General features: G+C 46.6%; 12 protein-coding genes. 2 read left to right on the forward strand and 10 right to left on the reverse strand.

From position 1 onward, the window contains the following. Positions 1-292: 292 nt before the first annotated feature. From QUA33_RS19800 to QUA33_RS19835, 8 genes are all read right to left on the reverse strand, one after another. On the reverse strand, positions 293-475 hold the full coding sequence (locus QUA33_RS19800; RefSeq protein ID WP_333149585.1) for a DUF559 domain-containing protein: 183 nt from the start codon (positions 473-475) through the stop codon (positions 293-295). 374 nt (positions 476-849) lie between these two features. Next, a complete protein-coding gene (locus QUA33_RS19805) occupies positions 850-5,067 on the reverse strand; it encodes a chemotaxis protein CheB (RefSeq protein ID WP_333150483.1) in 4,218 nt (1,405 codons plus the stop codon). Between the two features lie 245 nt (positions 5,068-5,312). Beyond that, complete coding sequence (locus QUA33_RS19810) at positions 5,313-6,722, reverse strand: adenylate/guanylate cyclase domain-containing protein (RefSeq protein WP_333150485.1); 1,410 nt, start codon at positions 6,720-6,722, stop codon at positions 5,313-5,315. Between the two features lie 395 nt (positions 6,723-7,117). Then, positions 7,118-8,206: a 30S ribosomal protein S1 gene (locus QUA33_RS19815; protein ID WP_333150487.1), complete on the reverse strand. Its 1,089-nt coding sequence runs from the start codon at positions 8,204-8,206 to the stop codon at positions 7,118-7,120. A 639-nt stretch (positions 8,207-8,845) separates the two neighbouring features. Beyond that, positions 8,846-9,403: a transcriptional regulator NrdR gene (gene nrdR, locus QUA33_RS19820; RefSeq protein ID WP_333150519.1), complete on the reverse strand. Its 558-nt coding sequence runs from the start codon at positions 9,401-9,403 to the stop codon at positions 8,846-8,848. Positions 9,404-9,598: 195 nt separating this feature from the next. After that, a complete protein-coding gene (locus QUA33_RS19825; protein ID WP_006635641.1) occupies positions 9,599-9,694 on the reverse strand; it encodes a photosystem II reaction center protein T in 96 nt (31 codons plus the stop codon). A 143-nt stretch (positions 9,695-9,837) separates the two neighbouring features. Next, positions 9,838-11,367 carry a photosystem II chlorophyll-binding protein CP47 gene (gene psbB, locus QUA33_RS19830; protein WP_333073814.1) on the reverse strand — a complete coding sequence of 510 codons (1,530 nt, stop codon included), beginning with the start codon at positions 11,365-11,367 and terminating at the stop codon, positions 9,838-9,840. Positions 11,368-11,565: 198 nt separating this feature from the next. Further along, the gene (locus tag QUA33_RS19835) at positions 11,566-11,895 is read right to left on the reverse strand and encodes a hypothetical protein (protein ID WP_039887994.1); all 330 of its coding nucleotides are present in this window, start codon (positions 11,893-11,895) and stop codon (positions 11,566-11,568) included. A gap of 308 nt (positions 11,896-12,203) precedes the next feature. Here QUA33_RS19835 and QUA33_RS19840 point away from each other — a divergent pair, with 308 nt between their 5' ends. Together QUA33_RS19840 and mnmG are read left to right on the forward strand one after the other, a co-directional pair. Beyond that, a complete protein-coding gene (locus QUA33_RS19840) occupies positions 12,204-12,464 on the forward strand; it encodes a helix-turn-helix domain-containing protein (RefSeq protein WP_333150489.1) in 261 nt (86 codons plus the stop codon). A gap of 76 nt (positions 12,465-12,540) precedes the next feature. Beyond that, the gene (mnmG, locus tag QUA33_RS19845; RefSeq protein WP_333150492.1) at positions 12,541-14,457 is read left to right on the forward strand and encodes a tRNA uridine-5-carboxymethylaminomethyl(34) synthesis enzyme MnmG; all 1,917 of its coding nucleotides are present in this window, start codon (positions 12,541-12,543) and stop codon (positions 14,455-14,457) included. A 669-nt stretch (positions 14,458-15,126) separates the two neighbouring features. Here mnmG and glgP read toward each other — a convergent pair. After that, on the reverse strand, positions 15,127-17,685 hold the full coding sequence (gene glgP, locus QUA33_RS19850; RefSeq protein ID WP_333150521.1) for an alpha-glucan family phosphorylase: 2,559 nt from the start codon (positions 17,683-17,685) through the stop codon (positions 15,127-15,129). Positions 17,686-18,067: 382 nt separating this feature from the next. Further along, positions 18,068-20,965 (reverse strand): EAL domain-containing protein, encoded by a 2,898-nt coding sequence (locus QUA33_RS19855; RefSeq protein WP_333150493.1) that lies wholly within the window; start codon positions 20,963-20,965, stop codon positions 18,068-18,070. Positions 20,966-21,656: the final 691 nt, after the last annotated feature.

A 21,656-nucleotide genomic window follows, 5' to 3' on the forward strand; every position in this document is an offset into this window, starting at 1 on the left:
CCGCTTTTATCAACAAGGTATGCGGGCCGCAACCCTTATACAGTCTATCTCGTAGACCTTTTTGTCACCCCCCCAGCCTATTTTTAGCAATTGTTTTTAGCGCCACATAACTCTCTTGTCCCCCCCTTACTAAGGGGGGCTAGGGGGGATCTGGCCTTAACTATTACGAGATCGATCGTACTCTTGTCCCCCCCTTATTAAGGGGGGCTAGGGGGGATCTGGCCTTAACTATTACGAGATCGATCGTACTCTTGTCCCCCCCTTATTAAGGAAGCTTAGGGGAGGTCTGGCCCTAAGAATGACGATCGCACGCACCCAACAACTCCTGACAAACTCCCTCAAAACACTGCAACACATCAACATTCGTAAACCTGACAACTTGCAGTCCATACCCCTCGAAAATCCTTGTTCTTTCCGCATCATATTGTTTCCCCTGTTCAGTAAAATGACTCTCGCCATCAACCTCAATTACCAATCTTAAAGCAGCACAATAAAAATCTACAATAAAATTGTCGATCGGTCACTGTCTCAAAACTCTAAAAGGGAAATTTCTCAGAAAATCTTCCCAAAGTTTCTTTTCGGCTGGAGTTAGATTTTTCCGAAGTTCCTTGGCGATAGGGATGAGTTTTGGGTTGTAAGGTAGGTGGAAATTCGAGTCGTTTAATTTGGTCATCATCCTCCTAATCTCGGATAGATCCCCCCTAACCCCCCTTAAGAAGGGGGGGACATGAAGCACTCAAAGTCAACCCCTACTCCCCTTCTTAAGGGGGATTTAGGGGGATCTCCGGGGGACAAGAGTTTAACTGCCTAATCTAATCTCAAACATCATAAATCAAAACTCCAAAATATTTAAAATCGTCCTGCTAAATTGGCAACCATTAATGCTAGTTGAATGGGCTGCACAGGTTTGGTAATATGTCTTTGAAAACCAGCTTCGATCGCCCTTTCGCGTTCTTTATCGCCTGCATAGGCAGTCAGCGCCGCGGCGGGGATTTCTCCTCCGGCTTCCGCAGCAAGAGCTCGCACTTCTCGAATTAAGAAATACCCATCTTCCTCTGGCATTCCGATATCGGAGATGAGCACGTCATATCTGCCCGGATTTTCAGTCAAAGCAGCGATCGCACTTCTGGCAGATTCAACTGCCAAAACCTCCGCCCCGTAGCCTTCAAGCACAAATTGTAAAAAGTCGCGGGTATCGATCCGATCGTCTACGGCTAAGATGTGCAAGCCTTTTAGAGAGGGGACGCGATCGCTAGAGGCGTTTAAAGGCTCTACCAAAGCATTTGAGTTTAAATCGATCGCCGATGTCAACTCTTGAGGCAGCGATCGCAACGGCAATCTCACAGTCATTGTAGTTCCTTGTCCCTCACCCGGACTTTCGGCTTGCACAGTTCCCCCGTGCAATTCAACCAGGTGACGCACGATCGACAAACCCAATCCCAGCCCTTGATTCGTCTTAGTGCTGCTGGCATCGCCTTGATGGAAACGATCGAAAATATACGGCAAAAATTGTGCCTCAATGCCTTTTCCCGTATCGCTGACTCGAAGTTGAGCATGATTCTCGATCGTCGATAGCAGGATTTCCACTCGTCCCCCCGCCGGAGTGAACTTAATCGCATTAGACAGAAGATTCCACACAACTTGCTGCAAGCGATTGATATCCCCTAAAACACTCGTAGAAATCAACTCCGAAACAATTTGAATGTTTTTTGCCTCGGCGGATAATTGCACCCCGTCCAGCGCAGCTTGCACCGCTAACCGCAAATCGATCGGGCAAATGGACAGTTGAAGCTTGCCACTCGTAATCCTGGAAATATCGAGGATATCTTCGATTAACTGAGATTGTGCCCTCGCGCTGCGCTCGATCACCTCTAGAGCGTTAGTAAAGGCTGCTCCCTCAAGCTTGCCAGAGCGCAGAATTTGTGACCACCCAAAGATCGGAGTCAGGGGATTGCGGAGCTCGTGGGAGAGATTCGCGAGAAATTGATCTTTACTGCGGTTGGCGGTTTCTGCTTGTTGGCGGGCCAACTGTTCGTGCTCCAATAACTGCGATCGTAGCGTCTCAAACTGCTTGCGCTCCGTGATATCCTCGATCGACAACAGAATCATTAAAGCTCGATCTTCTCGTTCAAGTTTACAAGCATTCAGCAGCAGGGTTTTCTGACCGATATGCTCAAACAGGTGCTCCAACTCAAAGTTTTCAAGCTGAACATCACTCACCAGAATATCTTCCAGAATCCATCGCAATTGGGGAATATTCCACTGCCCGTTGCCTAGCTCAAACAGCGAAGATTTTGCTGTTTCTGACGGTGAAACCTGAAACATTTCATAAAACGATCGATTTGCTTTATTCACTCGGAAATCAGCATCTAGGACGACTAAAGGCGTTTCCACAGTTTCCACAATGGTTTCAGCATAATTTCGGGCCTCCTCCAAGGTTCTGGCACTGCGTTTAAGAGCATCAATATCGAGCAAAACCATCACCACACCGTCAATCTGGTTTTCCGTTGTCCGGTAAGGACGAATGCGGAGGTTGTACCAATATCCCGATAAAGTTTGAATTTCTTGTTCTTTCGTCTGGAGAGTATCAATCACCTCCAAAATCATCTGTTCCAAGTCGGGAACGTTCAGAGTTGAGCGGATGTCGCTAAAAGGTCGTCCAACATCTGTGGGAATCACACTAAAAATTTGCTGTGCCGTTGGGGTAAAGCGTCGAATCTGTAAATCGTTGGTCAACATTAAGATAGGGATATTGATACTGGAAAGCAAATTTATCAGATCGTTATTTACCAGGCTTTGTTCAATATTTCGGCTGCGAAGTTCCTCGTTAGTGGTAGTGAGTTCCTCGTTAGTGGCTTGAATCTCTTCTTTGGCAGTTTCTAACTCCTCGTTGGTGCTTTGCAACTCCTCGTTGCTCGATAGGATTTCTTCGTTGGCAATTTTGATGTCTTGGTTGAGATTTTCCTGTTCCTGGATCACCGCTTGCAGTTGCGATTGCACCGCAGTTTTGTCTTGGTAAGCGCTTGCAAGTGCCTGCCTCAGCAGCTCTATTTCGCGCACTAAATCAGCTTGCTCGAAGCTTTCAGAAGGGAGGGCGGTGAGGTTAAGCACGGGGGGTGAAGCCTGTTCAAATAGCACCAAAAAGTAGCGTCCTTCGACCGCCTGTGACCGGAACGGAATCACCTCAAAATTGACGGTACTCGATCGTCCGCCCGATTCAACAACCGATACCCCTTCTTTCCTAACGGTCACGTTCTGCGTTTGTGCCTGATAAATAGCGGTGCGAAGCTCAACCAGCAAGCCTTCCCTTGCCATTGTCAGCAAGTTTAAGTCGGGCGTTCCAAAGGCCAGTCTCAAGTAAGGATTCATGTCTCCCCGCACTTGCAGGATGTTCATGAGTTCGTTGACAACCACACCTGCTAGGACATAGCGATTCAAAATCAGTTGGTCTGTTTCTCGCTGTAAATCAAAGCTATTTGTCAAATTTTCCTTCACTCCCTGGCGTTCGCGTGCTTTAGCTACGGGATAGGAACTCGGCGTAAACGAAAAAGTCGGACGAGTCGCCGTCAAGTTTTTAGCATAAATTTTAGAGTTTTTATCCACTGAAGTAAACAAGTATGAGAATTTTCCGGTGCTCTCAGAAGTGCCTAACAAGAGAAAGCCATTTGGGTTAAGACTGTAATGAAAAATGGGCATCAATTTTTTTTGCAAAGACTCTCCCAAGTAGATGAGTACATTGCGACAGCTAACTAAATCGAGATTGGAAAAAGGCGGGTCGCTGCCTAAGTCTTGTCGGGCAAATACACACAGTTCGCGGACTGCCTTGCTGATTCTATAGCTACCTTCTTCTTGGGCAATAAAGTAGCCAGTACGCCGTTCTGGTGAAACATCTACCATCTGGTTTTCTGAGTAGACGCCAGACCTCGCTTTGCCGATCGCCTGTTCGCTAATGTCTGTGGCAAAAATCTGGATCGGTGGCTGGATGACTCGATCGCCCAAAAACTCTAACAAGCAAATCGCGATCGAATAAACTTCCTCACCTGTCGAACATCCCGCCACCCAAATCCGAATCGGAGTTTCGGCCGATTTATTTTGGGTAATCGTGGGGAAAACCAGTTCTTTTAACTTTTCAAAGGCTTCGGGATCGCGGAAGAAACTGGTAACGTGGATCAGGATTTCTTCATACAGGGCTGTGACTTCAGCCGAATTGTGTCGAAGGTGTTGGGCGTAATCATTCAAGCTTTCCAGCTTGTACAACACCATCCGCCGCTGGATGCGTCGAGCGATCGTGGTGGGTTTGTAGTGGCTAAAATCAACGCCTGTGGTGGATTTTAGCAGCGCAAAAATAGTTGCCAGGGCATCTCCCTGTTCGAGCGATTCCTCAACTTTTGTCATGGGAAGCGGGCCAGTGAGAAGGGGATTGTGACTGTAGTTTGCCAGTTCCTCCGCAATTTTTTCCGGTGGCAGAACGAAATCGACATTGCCTGTGGCAACAGCGGTATTCGGCATACTATCAAATTTGGCTGTGTCTTGACATTGAGCAAAAGTCATGCCTCCGGCTGCTTTGATTGCCTTGAGCCCGAGTGAACCGTCTCCGTCTCCCCCGGATAAAACTACGGCGATTGCTTTGTGCCCGCGATCGATCGCCAATGAGGTAAAAAACGCATCTCCCGGCAGATATTTGCCGTAAATCTTCTCGCGCGGTGATAGTTGCAGCACGCCTTTAGATAGCACCATCTTGGTATTGGGCGGAATAACGTAGACTTGATTGGGTTCTACAGCTACACCGTCTTTTACCTCATTAACAGGCATTTGCGTCGTTCTGGCGAGAATCTCGCTCAGCAAACTTTTGTGATTGGGATCTAAATGCTGAATCAGCACAAACGCCATACCCGTATCGATGGGTAAATGGCTCAGTAACCCCGTGAATGCCGCCAAACCTCCTGCTGAGGCAGCAATCCCAACAATGGGAAACGGGGCATCGGTTTCGGCTAATTGTTCGGAATCGAGGGCGACTGGTGCGATCGATTCGAGTGTATTTTCTGGAGATTGTTGAGGAGAAGTCATGATGGGAAGTCCTCGACTTCAGTTATTTAGTAGAATAGATACCGCGCCAGCCTAATGCTGAGTAATTCGGGCTATTTTTATCAAAGCGTACTTAAGTGATGGGCATTATGAAGCTCCATTAAGGATGAGCTACACTGTGGGAGCCATGAGCTGAGCGCTATCGAACACTTCTATATGCTGTTGGGGCGATCGCTACTAAAGGCTGAGGTTGGCAATAACCAAGTAGTATTTATTTGCTTGCCTACTTAACTTTTTTCACCCGCCAGTGTAGCAGAAAGTGCGATTACTGATTCGGTATTAATTCTAGCAGTATAAGCGATTTGTGCGCCTTGTATTCCTTTTAAATCTTCTACTCTTTTTTGAATTTCGGAGACTCCAGCAGCTTTTAATGCTGTTAAAAATGCTTCGTCGCTGTAAACATCTTCGGAAAACGAAACTTCGTCACTTTTAGAAAGATTTTGAATGCGGGCGGCTTTGTTGACTGTAGAGCCAAAATAGTCGATAGAATTATTAAGATTTACCAGCAAAGCCGTACCTCGGTGAATGCCAATCCTGACTTGAATCCACTCTTGTGCTTGGCGAGTGGAGTTATACTCTCTCAAACAGGCTACAGCACCAGCGGCAGCCATAATTGCTTGTTCGTTGCTGATAAAGGAAGCCATGACGGCATCGCCGATGGTTTTAATGACTTTACCGTTAAATTTCTCGATCGACTCAAAGAAAATTTCAAAATGATCGCGCACAATATTGTAAGCTTTGGTATCTCCCAGTGTTTCGTACATTCTGGTAGAACCGGTAATATCAGTAAACATAATAGTAATCGCCCGAATCTTGACTCGCTCTCTTTCCGAGATTACTCGATCGCCGAACAAACGCTTATAATCGGGGTGATGAAGCAGTTGCATTCCTGACAGCCGCAGGGGCAGTTGTTCTAATGTCAATTCATCGGGCAATTCATCTGAATGCAAAATTAGCCCCGACAAATTGTGTTCGCTATTAGTTAATTCTATCTTGAGTTTTCCCGGACGCACGGCCAGGTCTTTTTTATCGAAATCTGGGCCTGCCAACTGCTGGAGTTTAATTTCTTGTATCTCTTCTGTTTTTTCGCCTTCAACCTTTAAAATCCCTTTAGCTAAAGTCAAGGGACAGCAGTAGCGGTATCTACCTTCTTCTAAGGTGACAGTCTCGGATTCGGTGCAGTATAAAGGCGTTACCAGTTGCAGTTTGCTCTGGAGTACGGGAGGGGGAGCGCAGACGGGCCGCAGTTGCGGGTCTTCGATTTCTTTGTTCAGGGAAAAAGTAACTTCGACGCGATCGAGCAAATCAATTTTAAACTCGCGATCGCACATCGGGCAAAAAGACATTTCTGATGTGTCTGCCAAATCCTTAAATTCTTCTGTAATCATGTTGCAGTGGGGGCAGTGAATATCCCAGTGCAAGTCGAAGGCACCAGCTTTCACTCCGTGCAGAAATTCCGAAGTAATTCTTTTAATATTCTTGACTGTATCCCCTGCGACGTAGTAAGGGTTAATCCGCAATCTCTGCAAAATGTGGGAACCGATTAACCATTTTTCGATTTGGTCGATCGTTCCTTTGCTAGAATTAGGACGTTTTTTAAGCTGTTCTAATTTTTCTTTTAATAGTTCGATGTTCATTATCGGCTTGCCTCTGAGCGTTAGGGCAAGAAATTTATAAGGATTATGATGTGTGATTTGCTCGTCGGGTTTGTTCTTGCCTGAGAATTCTGATGAGTTTGCACTTGTGCGGATGTCCCTGATGTTTGTAAATCTTAACAAATTAGCAGCATAAAGGCTATGCCTATTTAGGCAGAGCGATCTGCAACTTGTAATAATTCAAAGTGCGATCGCTGCATTGGTCTACAGAAATAGGTTAAATCTCGCTAATTAATAATGGGGAATTGGCAATTGGCAATTGGGAATTGTCAACCACCCAGCAGCGACTAATGACTAATGACTAATGACTAATGACTAATGACTAACTAAAAAAAAAAGAGGGAAAATTCCCTCTTTTAATCACACTAACTGCGATGTTATTCTTCCGTCGCAGGAGGGATTTCTTCCTCTACATCTAATACTGCTTCGGGTGCTGCTTCGGGTGCTGCTTCGGCTGCTACTTCCGGCAGATCCTCTTCCATTGCTGAGGGTACGTCTTCGAGTTCGTCGGAGATATCATCACCATCGATGGAGTCTACAGGAATGTCTATGCCTGCTTTAGCTTGCTTTTGAGCCAGCATTTTCTCCCGGAACTTAGCTGCCATTTCCTCAGCTTTTTCGTATACCAATTCGCGATTTTTGACCATCGCGCCCGGTTCCGGTTCCAACTGCTTGGTGGAGAGAGAAATCCGGCCCCTCTCGGCATCCAAGTCAATGATCATCACTTTCACTTCGTCGTTGACATTGAAGACGCTATGAGGCGTATCGATGTGATCGTGCGAAATTTCCGAGATGTGCAGCAAGCCGCTGACGCCGCCGATGTCGATAAAGGCACCGTAAGGCTTGATACCGCGTACTGTACCGATGACGACTTCCCCGACTTCGAGGCGGTTCATCTTGCGCTCAACTAAGGCGCGACGGTGACTCAACACTAGCCGGTTGCGGTCTTCGTCTACCTCTAAGAATTTTAATGGTAATTCTTCGGCGACTAATTCTTCCTTCGGTTTGCGGGTACTTATATGAGAACCGGGAATAAAGCCTCGCAAGCCTTCTATTCTCACGAGTGCGCCGCCGCGGTTGGTGGCAAATACTTGCGATCGTACTGTGGCATCTTCTGCTTGCAGTTGTCGCACTCTTTCCCACGCCCGCATATACTCGATGCGCCGGATGGACAGGGTTAATTGTCCGTCTTCATTTTCATCGGTTAGAATGAAAAATTCTCTGGTTTCGTTTGATTGCAATACCTCTTCTGGGCTTTCCACTCGATTGATGGACATTTCCTGAATGGGAATGTACGCTGCTGTTTTAGCACCGATATCAATCAGAGCGCCCCTGGGTTCTATACTAAAAACTGTACCCGCTACTACATCGCCCGGGCTAAAGTGATAGTCATATTTATCAAGTAGGGCTGCAAAATCTTCGTGAGTAAAGCCGATGTCTTTGACTGTGGTTTTGAGATTGACCATGCGAATAGTTTCCTAGGATTTCTCTCCTTCATGTTTTTCGTTTGTGCCGGCAGATATTAGAGATTTTGGTGAAAAAGCGATTAACTTTTTTCCAAATCTTTTACTAAAGTCAGTTTTTGCTAACTTTTGCCAGGTGCAACTGCACACCAGCGCTTGCCATTACTGTTACTCCATACTCTGTGTTAAAACGTTGAATCTTAACATTCCGAGTCAAGTAGACTATTTTGACACTCTCAGGTATAAATAAACTGAGATTCTTCATTCAACGAGCCGACTTGCTGGCGACAGGATTACTCCAGTCTAAGTAGAGGTCGGTTTCTCCAGAAGCGTAAATTTCGGTATGCCCTACCGTATTTAATTAGTCACCGATCTTTAGTTAGGTTTTGTTCAAATGCGAGCTTTCCTAAACTGCAACACCGTTAGGTGTGACTACGCACTCAACTAATCCAGTTAAGTTTTTACGTTGTCTAGTTATACTCTATTTTAGACCGATGATGATCATATCACACCCAGCACTCTTACTGAGAAAAAAGAACACTCGCTCGAATGAGAGTCCCTTGAGTCGCTATTCCTCTAGGCCTTCCTCGCGACACGGTTTTCAATCTCCCAGAATATTTCTATAAATTAATTTAAGCGAGCTTAGCTGGGAGTAGCGCAGGATGCTGGGCTTTCTCGATCGACTGCTTCCAAATCCGGCAAATCTGCGTCAAAATTTGTCCCAGTTGCTGCATCTTCAGCTTCGTTGAGGGGATTCTGAAGGTGATTTAGGGTATCTACAAAATCTCGGATGCCGCGAAATTGCCGATATACGGAGGCAAAACGGACATAAGCGACTTCGCTGAGCGGCCGCAGGTGCAACAGCACAAGTTCCCCTATTTCTGAACTGGCGATTTCTCGGAGCGATCGACCTTGGAGTTGGGCCTCGATTTCTTCGGCTAGGGTTTCGAGATGCCCGGAAGACAAACCTGTTTTTTCGCAGGCCCGAATCAATCCCCTGACTAATTTTGACCTGTCAAAAGATTCGCGCTTGCCGTCGCGCTTGATCACCGTAATCGGCACAAATTCTATGCGTTCGTATGTTGTGAAGCGGTGCTGGCAGCTCAAACACTCGCGCCGCCGACGGATGCTTTGACCTGATTCGGCTGAACGCGATTCTAAAACCCGGCTATTTGTGTGTTGGCAGGAGGAACAGCGCATGATTGCTGATTTTAACAGGCATTGCCAGCAAATTGCCATTCATCTAACCGCCTGGGGTCTGATGAATGGCTGGACTAGAAAAATAACGAAAGCACACAGCGGTGAAATAGTCCCGCACCAAATTAGATCACTATGATGCGGGCTAACCGCAGTCCGGTTCAAGATATTTTGGACTTGCTGGAGGCGTATAGCTAATTATTTGCCAATTCGGGGAGGTTCCCGAAAGGCGATCGCAAAAAATAGTACGCCTATGGCTAAAGCCAGAATCAAAATGTAAGCAACACTTTCCATGTTAAATTTTCCCTATCTTCCCTTGCCGTATTATTTTATCTTAATTGCTGGTTTTATTATTAACTAAAAAAACCCGGTTTCTTCAAGAAACCGGGTTTTTGTGTAGCGGGGAAGTTTCCCCCCTACCCAGAGGCTGGCGAAATTTAGAGAGGTTCTTCTCTTCTGGTGGTCACGTCGCCCAGTTTTTGGAACAAGCCCCACTCGACTTGTTCTTCCATGTCAGCCTCAACTCCAGCAAACACGTCGCGGAAGATTGTCCGAGAACCGTGCCAGATATGGCCGAAGAAGAACAGCAAAGCAAAGCAAACGTGTCCGAAGGTGAACCAACCGCGAGTCGAAGTGCGGAAAACGCCGTCAGAATTCAAGGTTTCGCGATCGAATTCAAACACTTCACCTTTTTGAGCAGCACGAGCAAACTGCTTAACATCTAGAGGATTATTAAAGGTTTGACCGTTAAGTTCGCCGCCGTAGAAGCTGACGGTAACTCCGCTTTGTTCAAAGCTGTATTTTGATTCAGCACGGCGGAAGGGGATATCAGCGCGAACGACCCCATCTTTGTCCGTCAAAATCACTGGGAAAGTTTCAAAGAAGTTGGGGAGGCGGCGAACCGACAATACCCGACCTTCGCTGTCAGTAAATACTGGATGGCCCAGCCAAGATTTAGCAATACCGTCGCCATTGACCATCGCGCCGGCCCGGAACAAACCGCCTTTAGCAGGAGAGTTGCCCACGTAGTCGTAGAAAGCCAATTTTTCGGGAATTTGTTCGTAAGCTTCTTGGAAGCTAGCGCCACCGGCCAAGCTAGCTTGAGCTCTGCGATCGATTTCTTGTTGGAAATAGCCGCTGTCCCACTGATAGCGAGTCGGGCCAAAAAGTTCGATCGGAGTCGCAGCAGAACCGTACCACATCGTACCTGCAACCACAAAGGCTGCGAAGAATACGGCAGCGATACTGCTAGAAAGTACAGTTTCGATATTCCCCATCCGCAGGGCTTTGTAAAGACGTTCCGGCGGCCGCACTGTCAAGTGGAACAAACCGGCAATTACGCCGACTACGCCCGCTGCAATGTGGTGAGCTACGATGCCGCCCGGATTGAACGGATCGAAGCCTTCAGGACCCCAAGAAGGCGCCACTGGCTGGACGTGACCGGTCAGGCCGTAGGGGTCGGACACCCACATTCCCGGACCAAAAAGTCCCGAAAGGTGAAATGCGCCGAAGCCGAAGCAAAGCAAGCCGGAGAGGAACAGGTGAATGCCAAACATTTTTGGCAAGTCGAGGGCTGGTTCACCGGTGCGAGGGTCTCTGAAAAGTTCTAAGTCCCAAAATACCCAGTGCCAAACTGCTGCTAAGAACAGCAGGCCCGAGAGGACGATGTGAGCGACGGCGACGCCTTCAAAGGACCAGAAGCCCGGATCGACGTTACCTTCGCCGGTGATGCTCCAACCGCCCCAAGAGCCCGTAACTCCCAAGCGAGTCATGAAGGGCAACACGAACATCCCTTGACGCCACATTGGGTTCAGAACTGGGTCTGTGGGATCAAAAACTGCTAGTTCATAAAGGGCCATTGAGCCGGCCCAACCTGCCACGAGGGCAGTGTGCATTAAGTGTACAGAAATCAATCGGCCTGGGTCATTTAAGACGACTGTGTGTACGCGATACCAGGGTAGTCCCATTGACTGCGGTTCTCCAAGGTGTAAGTGATGATGTCTATTTTTACGGAAAAATCAGATTCTGAATCCCCAGCAGTTACCTGCAGGGTTTAAACTCTGCCTTTTGCCGACTGCCATCTACCTTCAAAGGTGGAGGCATAAAAATGAAAGTTATTTAAAGAAGTGTATCGAGTGTTAGAACCGATTGCAATATGTTGAGCATTACATTAGTTGCGGGTTGCCCATTTCGCAGCGGGCGGCGATCGTCCCGAGGCGTTCGAGGACTTGCTCGGCATCGATCAGTCTGGTGAGGGTGACGTTGCCGATATTTTTGGCAGGATCGGCGGGATCTGGACGGACTGCTGGTTGGACTTCTACCATTAGTACGGCGTCTTCTACGCGGTAGAGCCACATTTTTTCGTTGCGATCGGAAAGACAGAGGTTGAGCTGTTGGATGTCCGGCGCCCGCCTCCAGGCGGCGTGACTCCACTCGCCACCTACCCCCCAGACGCGCCCTACTTTCCAGCCGTCAGATAAGAAGAAGTATTTCACTTGTGTACGCTTGTTGAGATTTTTTTGTCTAACATAGCGCAAAACTGCAATAGTACGGAATTATTGAACTGCGAAGACGCGAAGGGTGCATATAAATATTGTTATTCGATCGACTATTGCCTATAATATGCTATGTAAGGCATAATTTACTCAAATTAAGATAGCAGATAGTAGATTTACCGGTTATTTGAATAAATTAATGGAGCCAGAAACAGATGACAATTAGCCTGAAGACTATTATGGAGAATTTGCCTCCCGAACAACGAGCAATAGTCGAAAAGCGATAGGTTGAATTAATGGCTGAAGAAATGACATTGCAAGACTTACGAAAAGCAAGGAAATTTACTCAGATTCGCATGGCAGAATTATTAAATATGCGTCAAGAAAATGTCTCGCGACTCGAACGCCGTGCGGATTTGTTGGTATCTACTTTGCAAAGTTATATCGCGGCAATGGGTGGGGAGTTGTCATTTGTCGTAGAATTCAAAGATCGACCCCCCGTAAAAATTACTGGATTAACATCGATGTTTGAAGAAAACAGCTACACTAATGGAGAGGAAGAGTTTTAATTAAGGAAACTAAAACCTAATTTTGCCAGATGTCTATTATTCAATCTAAAATCTAAAATCTAAAATCTAAAATCGAATGACCGCACAAACTCCATTACAATTCCAAGACAGTTTCGACATCATCGTAGTAGGTGGCGGACACTCCGGCTGCGAAGCCGCCCTCGCCACTTCTCGCCTCGGCTGCCGCACCCTTCTCCTCACCCTCAACCTCGACAAAATTGCGTGGCAACCTTGCAATCCGGCTGTCGGCGGCCCGGCTAAAACCCAACTTACTAACGAAGTTGATGCGTTAGGCGGGGAAATTGGCAAAATGGCCGATCGCACTTACTTACAAAAGCGCGTCCTCAACGCTTCGAGAGGCCCCGCAGTGTGGGCCCTGCGAGCACAAACCGACAAGCGGGAATACGCCGCTGTGATGAATAATATTGTCGAAAATCAACCGAATTTGACCATCCGCGAAGCGATGGTAACAGACTTAGTTTTGGGCAAAAACGAAGAAGTTATCGGAGTCGAAACATACTTCGGCGTCGCTTTTGAATGCAAAGCAGTAATTCTGACCACAGGTACTTTTTTAGGCGGCACGATTTGGGTGGGCAATAAGTCCATGCCCGCCGGACGTGCGGGAGAATTTGCCGCCGTTGGCTTGACGGAAACTCTCAATCGTTTGGGCTTTGAAACTGGCAGATTGAAGACTGGAACTCCGGCAAGAGTTGACAAACGTACTCTCGATTATACCAACCTGGAACCGCAGCCGGGAGATGCAGAGGTTCGCTGGTTTAGTTTCGATCCAGAAGTTTGGATCGAACGGGAACAAATGCCTTGTTATTTGACTAGAACTACGCCAGCTACTCATCAGTTAATTAGAGACAATTTGCACCTTTCTCCAGTCTACGGCGGCTGGGTTGATGCTAAGGGGCCGCGCTATTGTCCGAGTATTGAAGATAAGATTGTGCGGTTTGCGGATAAGGAAAGTCACCAGATTTTTATTGAACCGGAAGGTAGAGATATTCCTGAACTTTATATCCAAGGATTTTCTACTGGTTTACCGGAAAATTTGCAATTGCAAATGCTGCGGACTCTTCCTGGTTTGGAAAAGTGCGAGATGATGCGCCCTGCTTATGCTGTGGAGTACGATTATTTGCCCGCTACTCAGTGCTTTCCAACGCTGATGACTAAGAAGATCGAAGGGCTGTTTTGCGCGGGTCAGGTGAACGGTACAACTGGATATGAGGAGGCGGCTGCACAGGGGATTGTGGCGGGGATTAATGCCGCCCGGTTTGCCAAAAATCAGGAGATGATTGTGTTTCCTCGCGAGCAAAGTTATATCGGCACTTTGATCGATGATTTGTGTACGAAGGATTTGCGGGAACCTTACCGGATGTTGACTTCGCGATCGGAATACCGGCTATTATTGCGATCGGACAATGCTGACCAACGCTTGACGCCGCTGGGACGGGAAATTGGTTTGATTGACGATCGCCGCTGGGAGTTGTTCGATCGCAAACAAGCTAATATTGTGGCAGAGAAGGAACGCTTGTACTCGACGCGGGTGAAAGAGCACGAGGAAGTTGGCAAGGCAATTTTTGCTGACACTCAACAAGCGATTAAAGGTTCAATTACTCTGGCTGATTTGTTGCGTCGTCCTGGTTTTCATTATGTGGATTTGGAACGCTACAATTTAGGCAATTCTAGTCTGAAGTTGGCTGAGAAAGATGGTGCAGAAATTGACATCAAATATTCCGGCTACCTGCAAAGACAGCAAAATCAAATCGATGACATTGCCAAACACGAACGCCGACAATTGCCTGCAGATTTGGATTACATGGCAATTACAACTCTCTCCAAAGAATCGCGGGAAAAGTTGGCTAAGGTGAAACCGCTGACGATTGGCCAAGCTGCCAGAATTGGTGGCGTAAATCCGGCTGATGTTAATGCTTTGTTGATTTTCCTGGAAGTGCGAAACCGTCAGCAGCCAGCGGGTGTGGGTAAATAAGCTAAACTAGAGGTGTCTCAAGGCTTCCTTCAATTTTATGAAATCGCAGTATAAAAAAGTGTGACTATTGTGGAACCACTATTTAGTTCGGCGACTTTCATAGGGATGGATATAGATTCAGGGCCTTGCTGATTCACGGTAGGAATAAACTTTTATCGGAAGTTACAAAAGTCACTATACTGGGCTTATAAAAATTCCGAAATCTTGAATTTATACCTGTATTCAGCAATGCCATAAAAAAGGAAAACTGGCAGAATGTCAACTCTAATTGATGAAATTCTGCCAGTATATTGTAGATATTTATAAATCCTCGAACCAAGCCTGAATTTCGCAAATATTCCGCATAAGAATTAGCATTTATCGGTGGTTCAAACGTCCCCGCAATCCCCACCAATGTTGCCACCCTCAAAGCCTTAGAAGAGCAGCTAGATGCCTTGCTGTATGCTTATATGCGCGCTCACTGGTGGTATTAGGGAATAGAGCGGAATGTGGTATTGGGCGATCATTTCACAGCCGGCTACATAATCATTCCCCAAGGAAGATAAGGAGAGAGGGAGTGGGAGAATGGGAGAGTGGGAGAGGGGGAGAATAGGTAAAATATTCCTGATTCCTGATTCCCTCTTCCTTCCATCCGTTATATCCGTTACAGAATCCGTTGCCGAACTTCCTTTAATGTGCCCAGAGAATCACGCCAGCTTCATAAGGACTGCTGAGATTATCGTGCTTCGGCAAAACCCGCAACGACAAACCTTGCAAACCGCTAGAAGTATAAGTAATGTCAGCCGTATAAAGGCTAGCATTGTTAGCATCTTCTCCCAAATACTCCATCACCACCGGCACGCCGCCGACAATATCTCCGTTAGCATCAACCGAACCTTGATAAAGTTCGACTTGCACGTCTGCAGGCGTCAATCCCATCAGATTAATCCGAGATTTAACAGAGATCGACTGATTGACCTTAACTTCTTTATCCTGGGAAATATCAACAGCCTCAATCTTAATATCCTTCCACTTCGCGAGAACGTGCTTCTTCCAGTGAGATAACTCCTTGGCGGGAGCACAATTATCCGAAGTCATCGTGAAGAATCGATCGCTCACCGGGAAATAAGCCCGCCGCGCGTAATCTTTCACCATCCGAGCAGTATTGAAGAAAGGACAGTTTAAGCGAATCGAATCCTTCATTTTCTCCGTCCAACCGCGGGGAATGCCATCAGCATCCCGGTTGTAAAACAGCGGTACAACTTCCTTCTCCATCAAGTCGTACAAAGCATTAGCCTCGACCTCATCCTGATACTTAGTATCTTCGTAAAATTCCCCATGTCCGATCGGCCAACCGGTACGAACATAATCAGCCTCATCCCACCATCCGTCAAGAATGCTGAGATTCGGCAAACCATTCATCGAAGCTTTCATCCCGGAAGTACCCGAAGCCTCACGCGGGCGGCGCGGCGTATTCAGCCACACATCGCAGCCAGACACCATCATCCGAGCGACGTTAATGTCGTAGTTCGGTAAAAACACCATCGAGCTCATCGTCTCGTGCTCGCGGATGAAGTGAACGATATCTCGAATCAATTCCTTACCCGGAATATCCATCGGGTGAGCCTTCCCAGCAATCACAAACTGCACGGGGCGATTTTGATCCCGCATGATCCGCATAATTCGATCGACATCGCGCAAAAATAGCGTCGCCCGCTTGTAAGTAGCGAAGCGGCGCGCAAACCCGATCGTCAGCACCTTCGGATTGAGAGCTTCCCGCGCGTGTTCGATTTCCGTTTGGGCCGCACCGCGCTCGCGCAAAGTCTTTTGCAGCCACTCCCGTGCGAACACCACCAACTCCGATCGACAGCGTTCGTGATTGCGCCATAGTTCCTCATCAGGAATCGACGACATTCTGTCCCAGAGTCGATCGTCCTTGCGAGTCATTTCCCAATCCGGGCCCAGGTAGCGATCGTATAACTCCTGAGTAGACTTCGCCACACAACTGCGAGCGTGCACCCCGTTGGTAATCGAAGTAATCGGTACTTCTTCCTGCGGCAAACCCGGCCACAATCCCTGAAACATCGGGCGCGACACCACGCCGTGCAAAGCCGCCACCCCGTTGACAAAACTCGACATTTTAATTGCCAAAATTGCCATATTCAGAGGTGCGGACAAATCGCCAGTATTCTCCCGGCCCAATCCTAAAAACTCATCTTGCGACAAGCCAAACATCTTGGGATACTGACCTAGATAGTGCATCACCATATCCGGCTCGAACAAGTCAAACCCTGCAGGCACCGGCGTGTGAGTCGTAAACATACTGCTCGAAACCACCACCTGTTCCGCTTCCACGAAACTCAGGTGATATTCCTCCATCAGCATCCGAATGCGTTCCAAAGCCATGAAAGCCGCGTGGCCTTCATTCATGTGATAAGCCGTAACTGTCAGCCCCAATGCCTTGAGCATTTTCACGCCGCCGATGCCCAGCATGATTTCTTGGTGCATCCGCAGAGTTTTATCGCCGCCGTACAGTTGGTCGGTAATATCTTGGTCGTAGCGGCTGTTAGGTTCAATATTTGTATCCATTAGGTACAAAGGAACCGTTCCCACTTGTACCCGCCAAATCCGGGCATACACCTTGCGGCCGGGATAGTCCACCTCAATCCGCAATTCCGAACCGTCGGGATTGCGTTCTGGGTGCAGCGGCATATTGTAGAAATCGTTGAGCGGATAGCGTTCTTGCTGCCAGCCGTCGGCGTTGAGATACTGCGAAAAATAACCTTCTTGGTATAGCAAGCCGACACCGACTAAGGGCAAGCCCAAATCGCTAGCTGATTTGAGGTGGTCGCCTGCGAGTACGCCCAAACCGCCCGAATAGATCGGTAGGGCTTTAACTAAGCCGAATTCCATCGAAAAGTAAGCGTAGCATTCTTGCTGCTCGGTGCCGCGCTGTTTGCGGTACCAGGCGCGATTTTTGAGATAATCGTCTAACTGCTGGGCTGCTCGGTTCATTTGGGCAATGAAGCCTTCGTCTTCTGCCATTTCTTGCAGTCGCTCTTGAGATATGGTTCCGAGCATCAGCACCGGGTTTTGGTTGCTGGAGTCCCACAGGTCTCGATCGAGGCGGCGGAAGAGGTCTTTAGTATCAACATTCCAGTCCCAGTGCAAGTTGTAGGCAAGCTTGCGTAGGGGTTCGAGAATTGTCGGTAGCGAGGGGGAAACGTTAAATGTGCGAATCGGCTGCATAGACAAAGCTTTTATGTTGGAGTAGCGATATTTTCGTCTGTCTTTAGGTACAAGTCCGTTATTCTGCACACTATTTTAAGTTTTAAGTTGCGGGGGGCGATCGCGATCGACCATCATTAAGCACACGGCGCCGTGCCGTGTCCCTAACCAAGCTAAGCTTTTAACTGCGGTGGCGGGAACGAGGACTTGATGCCTCGGAGTTGAAAATCCCTCAAGTTAAGAGCGCTGTGTCACTTTTTGGGCAAGCATCTTAACGAATTGCCGGACAACTTAGGCTCGCTGCAGCGCTCTAGCAGTGATGATGTTGGGGGTGCAGCGGAGGAAAATAAGTCGGGAGACTAAGATTCGCGGTCAAGAACCATAACTAATAACTAATGACTCATTAAGCAATTTGCACTTTCCTCAACATAGAATTTACCAAAAGTTTGCTAGCCTCACCAACCGAGAGGGCAGGGCTGAAATAATAACCCTGAATTTCTTGACAGTGGAGTTCGCGCAAACACTCCAACTGCTCTTTAGTTTCTACCCCTTCGGCTACCACGCTCAAGTTCAAATCTCGCCCCAGCGTCGCTACAGCCTTGGCGATCGCCAGTTCGCAGGGATCGGTCGTCAATCCGCTGACAAAGGATTTATCTATTTTTAAGATATTCAAGGGAAACTTTTTGAGATAATTTAGAGAACAATAACCCGTGCCGAAATCGTCCAACGCAATTTGCACTCCCATATTCTGCAACTCCCTGAGAACTTTTGTGGTATAATCCACATCTTGCATGGCTGTAGTCTCGGTAATTTCTAACTCTAAATACTTGGGTGCTAAACCGCTTTTTTCCAAGCTATTCGCTACCATTTCTAATAAATTAAATTGCTGGAACTGCCGAGCCGAAACGTTGACTGCTACCCGCAAATCTGGCTGCAAAGCATCCTGCCAAGCTTTATTTTGAGTGCAGGCTGTTTGCAGCACCCATTCCCCAATAGCTACAATTAATCCGTTATCTTCGGCGATCGGAATAAATGTAGCGGGAGTAACTAAACCTAATTGTGGATGTTGCCAGCGCAGCAGGGCTTCCATGCCCTGAATTTCCCAAGTAGTGATGTTGACTTTTGGCTGGTAGAAAACCTCAAATTCTCCCTGTTCTAAAGCCTCGTGCAGCCTGTGTTCTATAGTTAGTAACTGGCTGCCTTGGGGATTAATTGTTGAAGTATATAACTGATAGTTATTTCTTCCCATTTCTTTAGCGTGGTACAAGGCAGCATCGGCATTTTTGACTAAAGTTTCGGCATCTTCACCATCATCTGGATAAAGAGCCATGCCGATGCTGCTGCTGACGTGAAACGGTTGTCCTTCTAGTTTAAATGCTGGCTTTAAATTGTTGAGTATTCTTTGAGCTGTTTTAACTGCATCTTCTAAGCAACTGATATCGGGAAGTAGTATGGTAAATTCGTCGCCTCCCCAGCGGGCAACCGTGTCAGTCGATCGCAAAGTGTCGCTGATGCGTCCGGCAAAACCTTCTAACAGGCGATCGCCCGCAGCGTGACCTAGTGTATCATTAATCTTTTTGAACCTGTCTAAGTCTAAAAACATCACAGCTAGCATTTTTTTTGTTTTTTTAGCTTCTCTTAATGAGGCCAGCAGCCGCTCGTTAAACAGTATCCGGTTCGGTAAACCGGTGAGTTGGTCATAAACAGCTTGATAGCGAATAATTTCTTCAGCTTGCTTGCGCTGAGTAATGTCCATCATAGTACCGATCGCCCTTACTGCTTTGCCACTTTCATTACGGATGATATAGCCGCGATCGAGCACAAAAACATATCCCCCGTCTGCACGGTGAAAGCTGTATTCTTCCGACCAACATTGAGCGTCTGAGTTCATTGTTTTGTTGAAGCTTAACATCACTCGTTCCCGTTCTTCGGGATGAATATTTAGCCACCAAGATTCTAATTCTATCGTCTGAGTTTCGTTGAGTTTATATCCAAAAACTTTTTCAAATTCTTCGCTCAACCAATACTCATTTTTTAACAAATCAAAATCCCATACGGCGTCATTTGTCGCCCGCGTCAGCAGGTGAAAACGTTCTTCGCTTTTGCGGAGTTTTTCTTCTGATTGCACCCGTTCCGTTACATCCCGAAAACTGAATACTCGACCAGTAATTTTGCCTCCGGTGCGCTGGGGCAACGAGTAGCGCTCGAAGATTCTGCCATCTGTCAACTCGATGAGATCGTAACTTTCTTCTGTGGGGCTATTTGACAGTTCTTTAGCACGGTTGAGAAATATTTCCGGATATTTTAACTGGTTGATTCCAAACCCCACAATTTGGTGGTTATCTCTCGAATCAACCAGCAGATCCGGCAACTGCCACATTTCGGCAAATTTGCGGTTAAAGGTGAGCACTGTACCCCCACTGTCAACCGCCAAAATACCGTCTGCAGTAGATTCAATGGTTGCTTGAAGCAACGAAAGAGATGTTTCTAGTTCTAACTCTGCTAATTTGCGATCGCTGATGTCAAATGCTGTGATTAATATGGAGGCTTTTTTTTCAAATTTTATAATATCTACAGTTGCTTCAATCCAGCGCATTTTTCCGCTTTTCGCGACTATTATTAATTCATATTTTGACCCTGCATTTGAGCGTGCGTGGCTGGATTTACCCCAGTTTTTAACTATTTCTATAAAATCTCGATGAATTATGTCGTATAAATCCAATGCTAGTAATTCTTCGCGAGTATATCCTGTCAGAGCTTCTGTCTGAGCATTGACATAGCGGAACTGTCTGCGGTGATATATAAACGCAACAGCATTAACAGTTTCTATCAGTTGGCGAAACTTTTTTTCACTGCGCCGCAAATTTCTTTCAGCCCGCTTGCTATCGGTAATATCTTGTGCTATGTATAACTTGCCGCTGACCTTGCCTTGACCGTCGCGAATAATTAAAATAGAAAGCTGTACAATTATTTTTTTTCGGTGTTTAGAAAGGTAGACTTTTTCGACGTTGCGGACAGAACCTTCGACTGTTAAACTTGCTAACTCTAACTCGGGTGGCGGTGATTCAGTTTTCTTAAAAAGTCCAGCAATTGGTTTGCCTAACAACTCTTTTTTAGAGTATCCCAGAAGTTGACAGGTAGCTTGGTTTAACGACAGGATATGGCCGCCCGGGGTGGTCGCAATTATAGAGACGTTCATTTCCTCGCAAATATCGAGAGCATATTCGGCAGTTTGCTGCAAATCTTGGGTCATTTGGGCAATAGTATGCCAGATATCCAGTTCTTTTTTTGGATACAACACTTTTTCTCCTTTTGGTAGCTTGTCCTTATCTGTTTCAGACTTCGTTTTAATTAACCTCATAGTCTTGGATAATATATTTACTGTTTTACCCCTAATGAATAATGAGATTAATAAAAAAATAAAAACCAGATAATTACCCATTATTTTTAAGCTAAAATTAGGTTCTTTTATCTGGCTTTCCTGAGATTGTATATAATTGTAAGTCGGTAATTGTACTGGCTCAATTGGGGATAATTTATCCAAAAATAATGGGGCGCTTGCAGAAGTAAGGGGGGGAGATGCCGAGCGCAAATAGCTATGTTTCTGAGACCTAATCAAAATCCATTCTACAACGAGAGTGCCATGCCCATCTCCTAGACTTGTCGGTAACATTTTTGGATTTATGCCACATTCCACACCAAAAATAGCAACCGCGAAATATCCCAACATTAATTGAAAAATTATTTTCATTTGCTCTATTTCCTAATTTTAAATACTTTTTTAGCAATCATAAATTTCAAAAAATTTAGCAGAACTTTCTCTACCATAGGAAGACCCAGCCACCCGGAATTTATGTGGATTTGTAAATTAAGTTTTACAAAAATAATAATTTAGCTTTATAACTAATTACAATTTTAATCTTAATCTCAAATATGTCATCAGCCATTGTGCCACAAATTATCCGCCATTCTGCCTAGACACCGGGTGGGAG

The organism is Microcoleus sp. Pol14D4 (genome assembly GCF_036701245.1).
Classification (GTDB): Bacteria; Cyanobacteriota; Cyanobacteriia; order Cyanobacteriales; family Microcoleaceae; genus Microcoleus.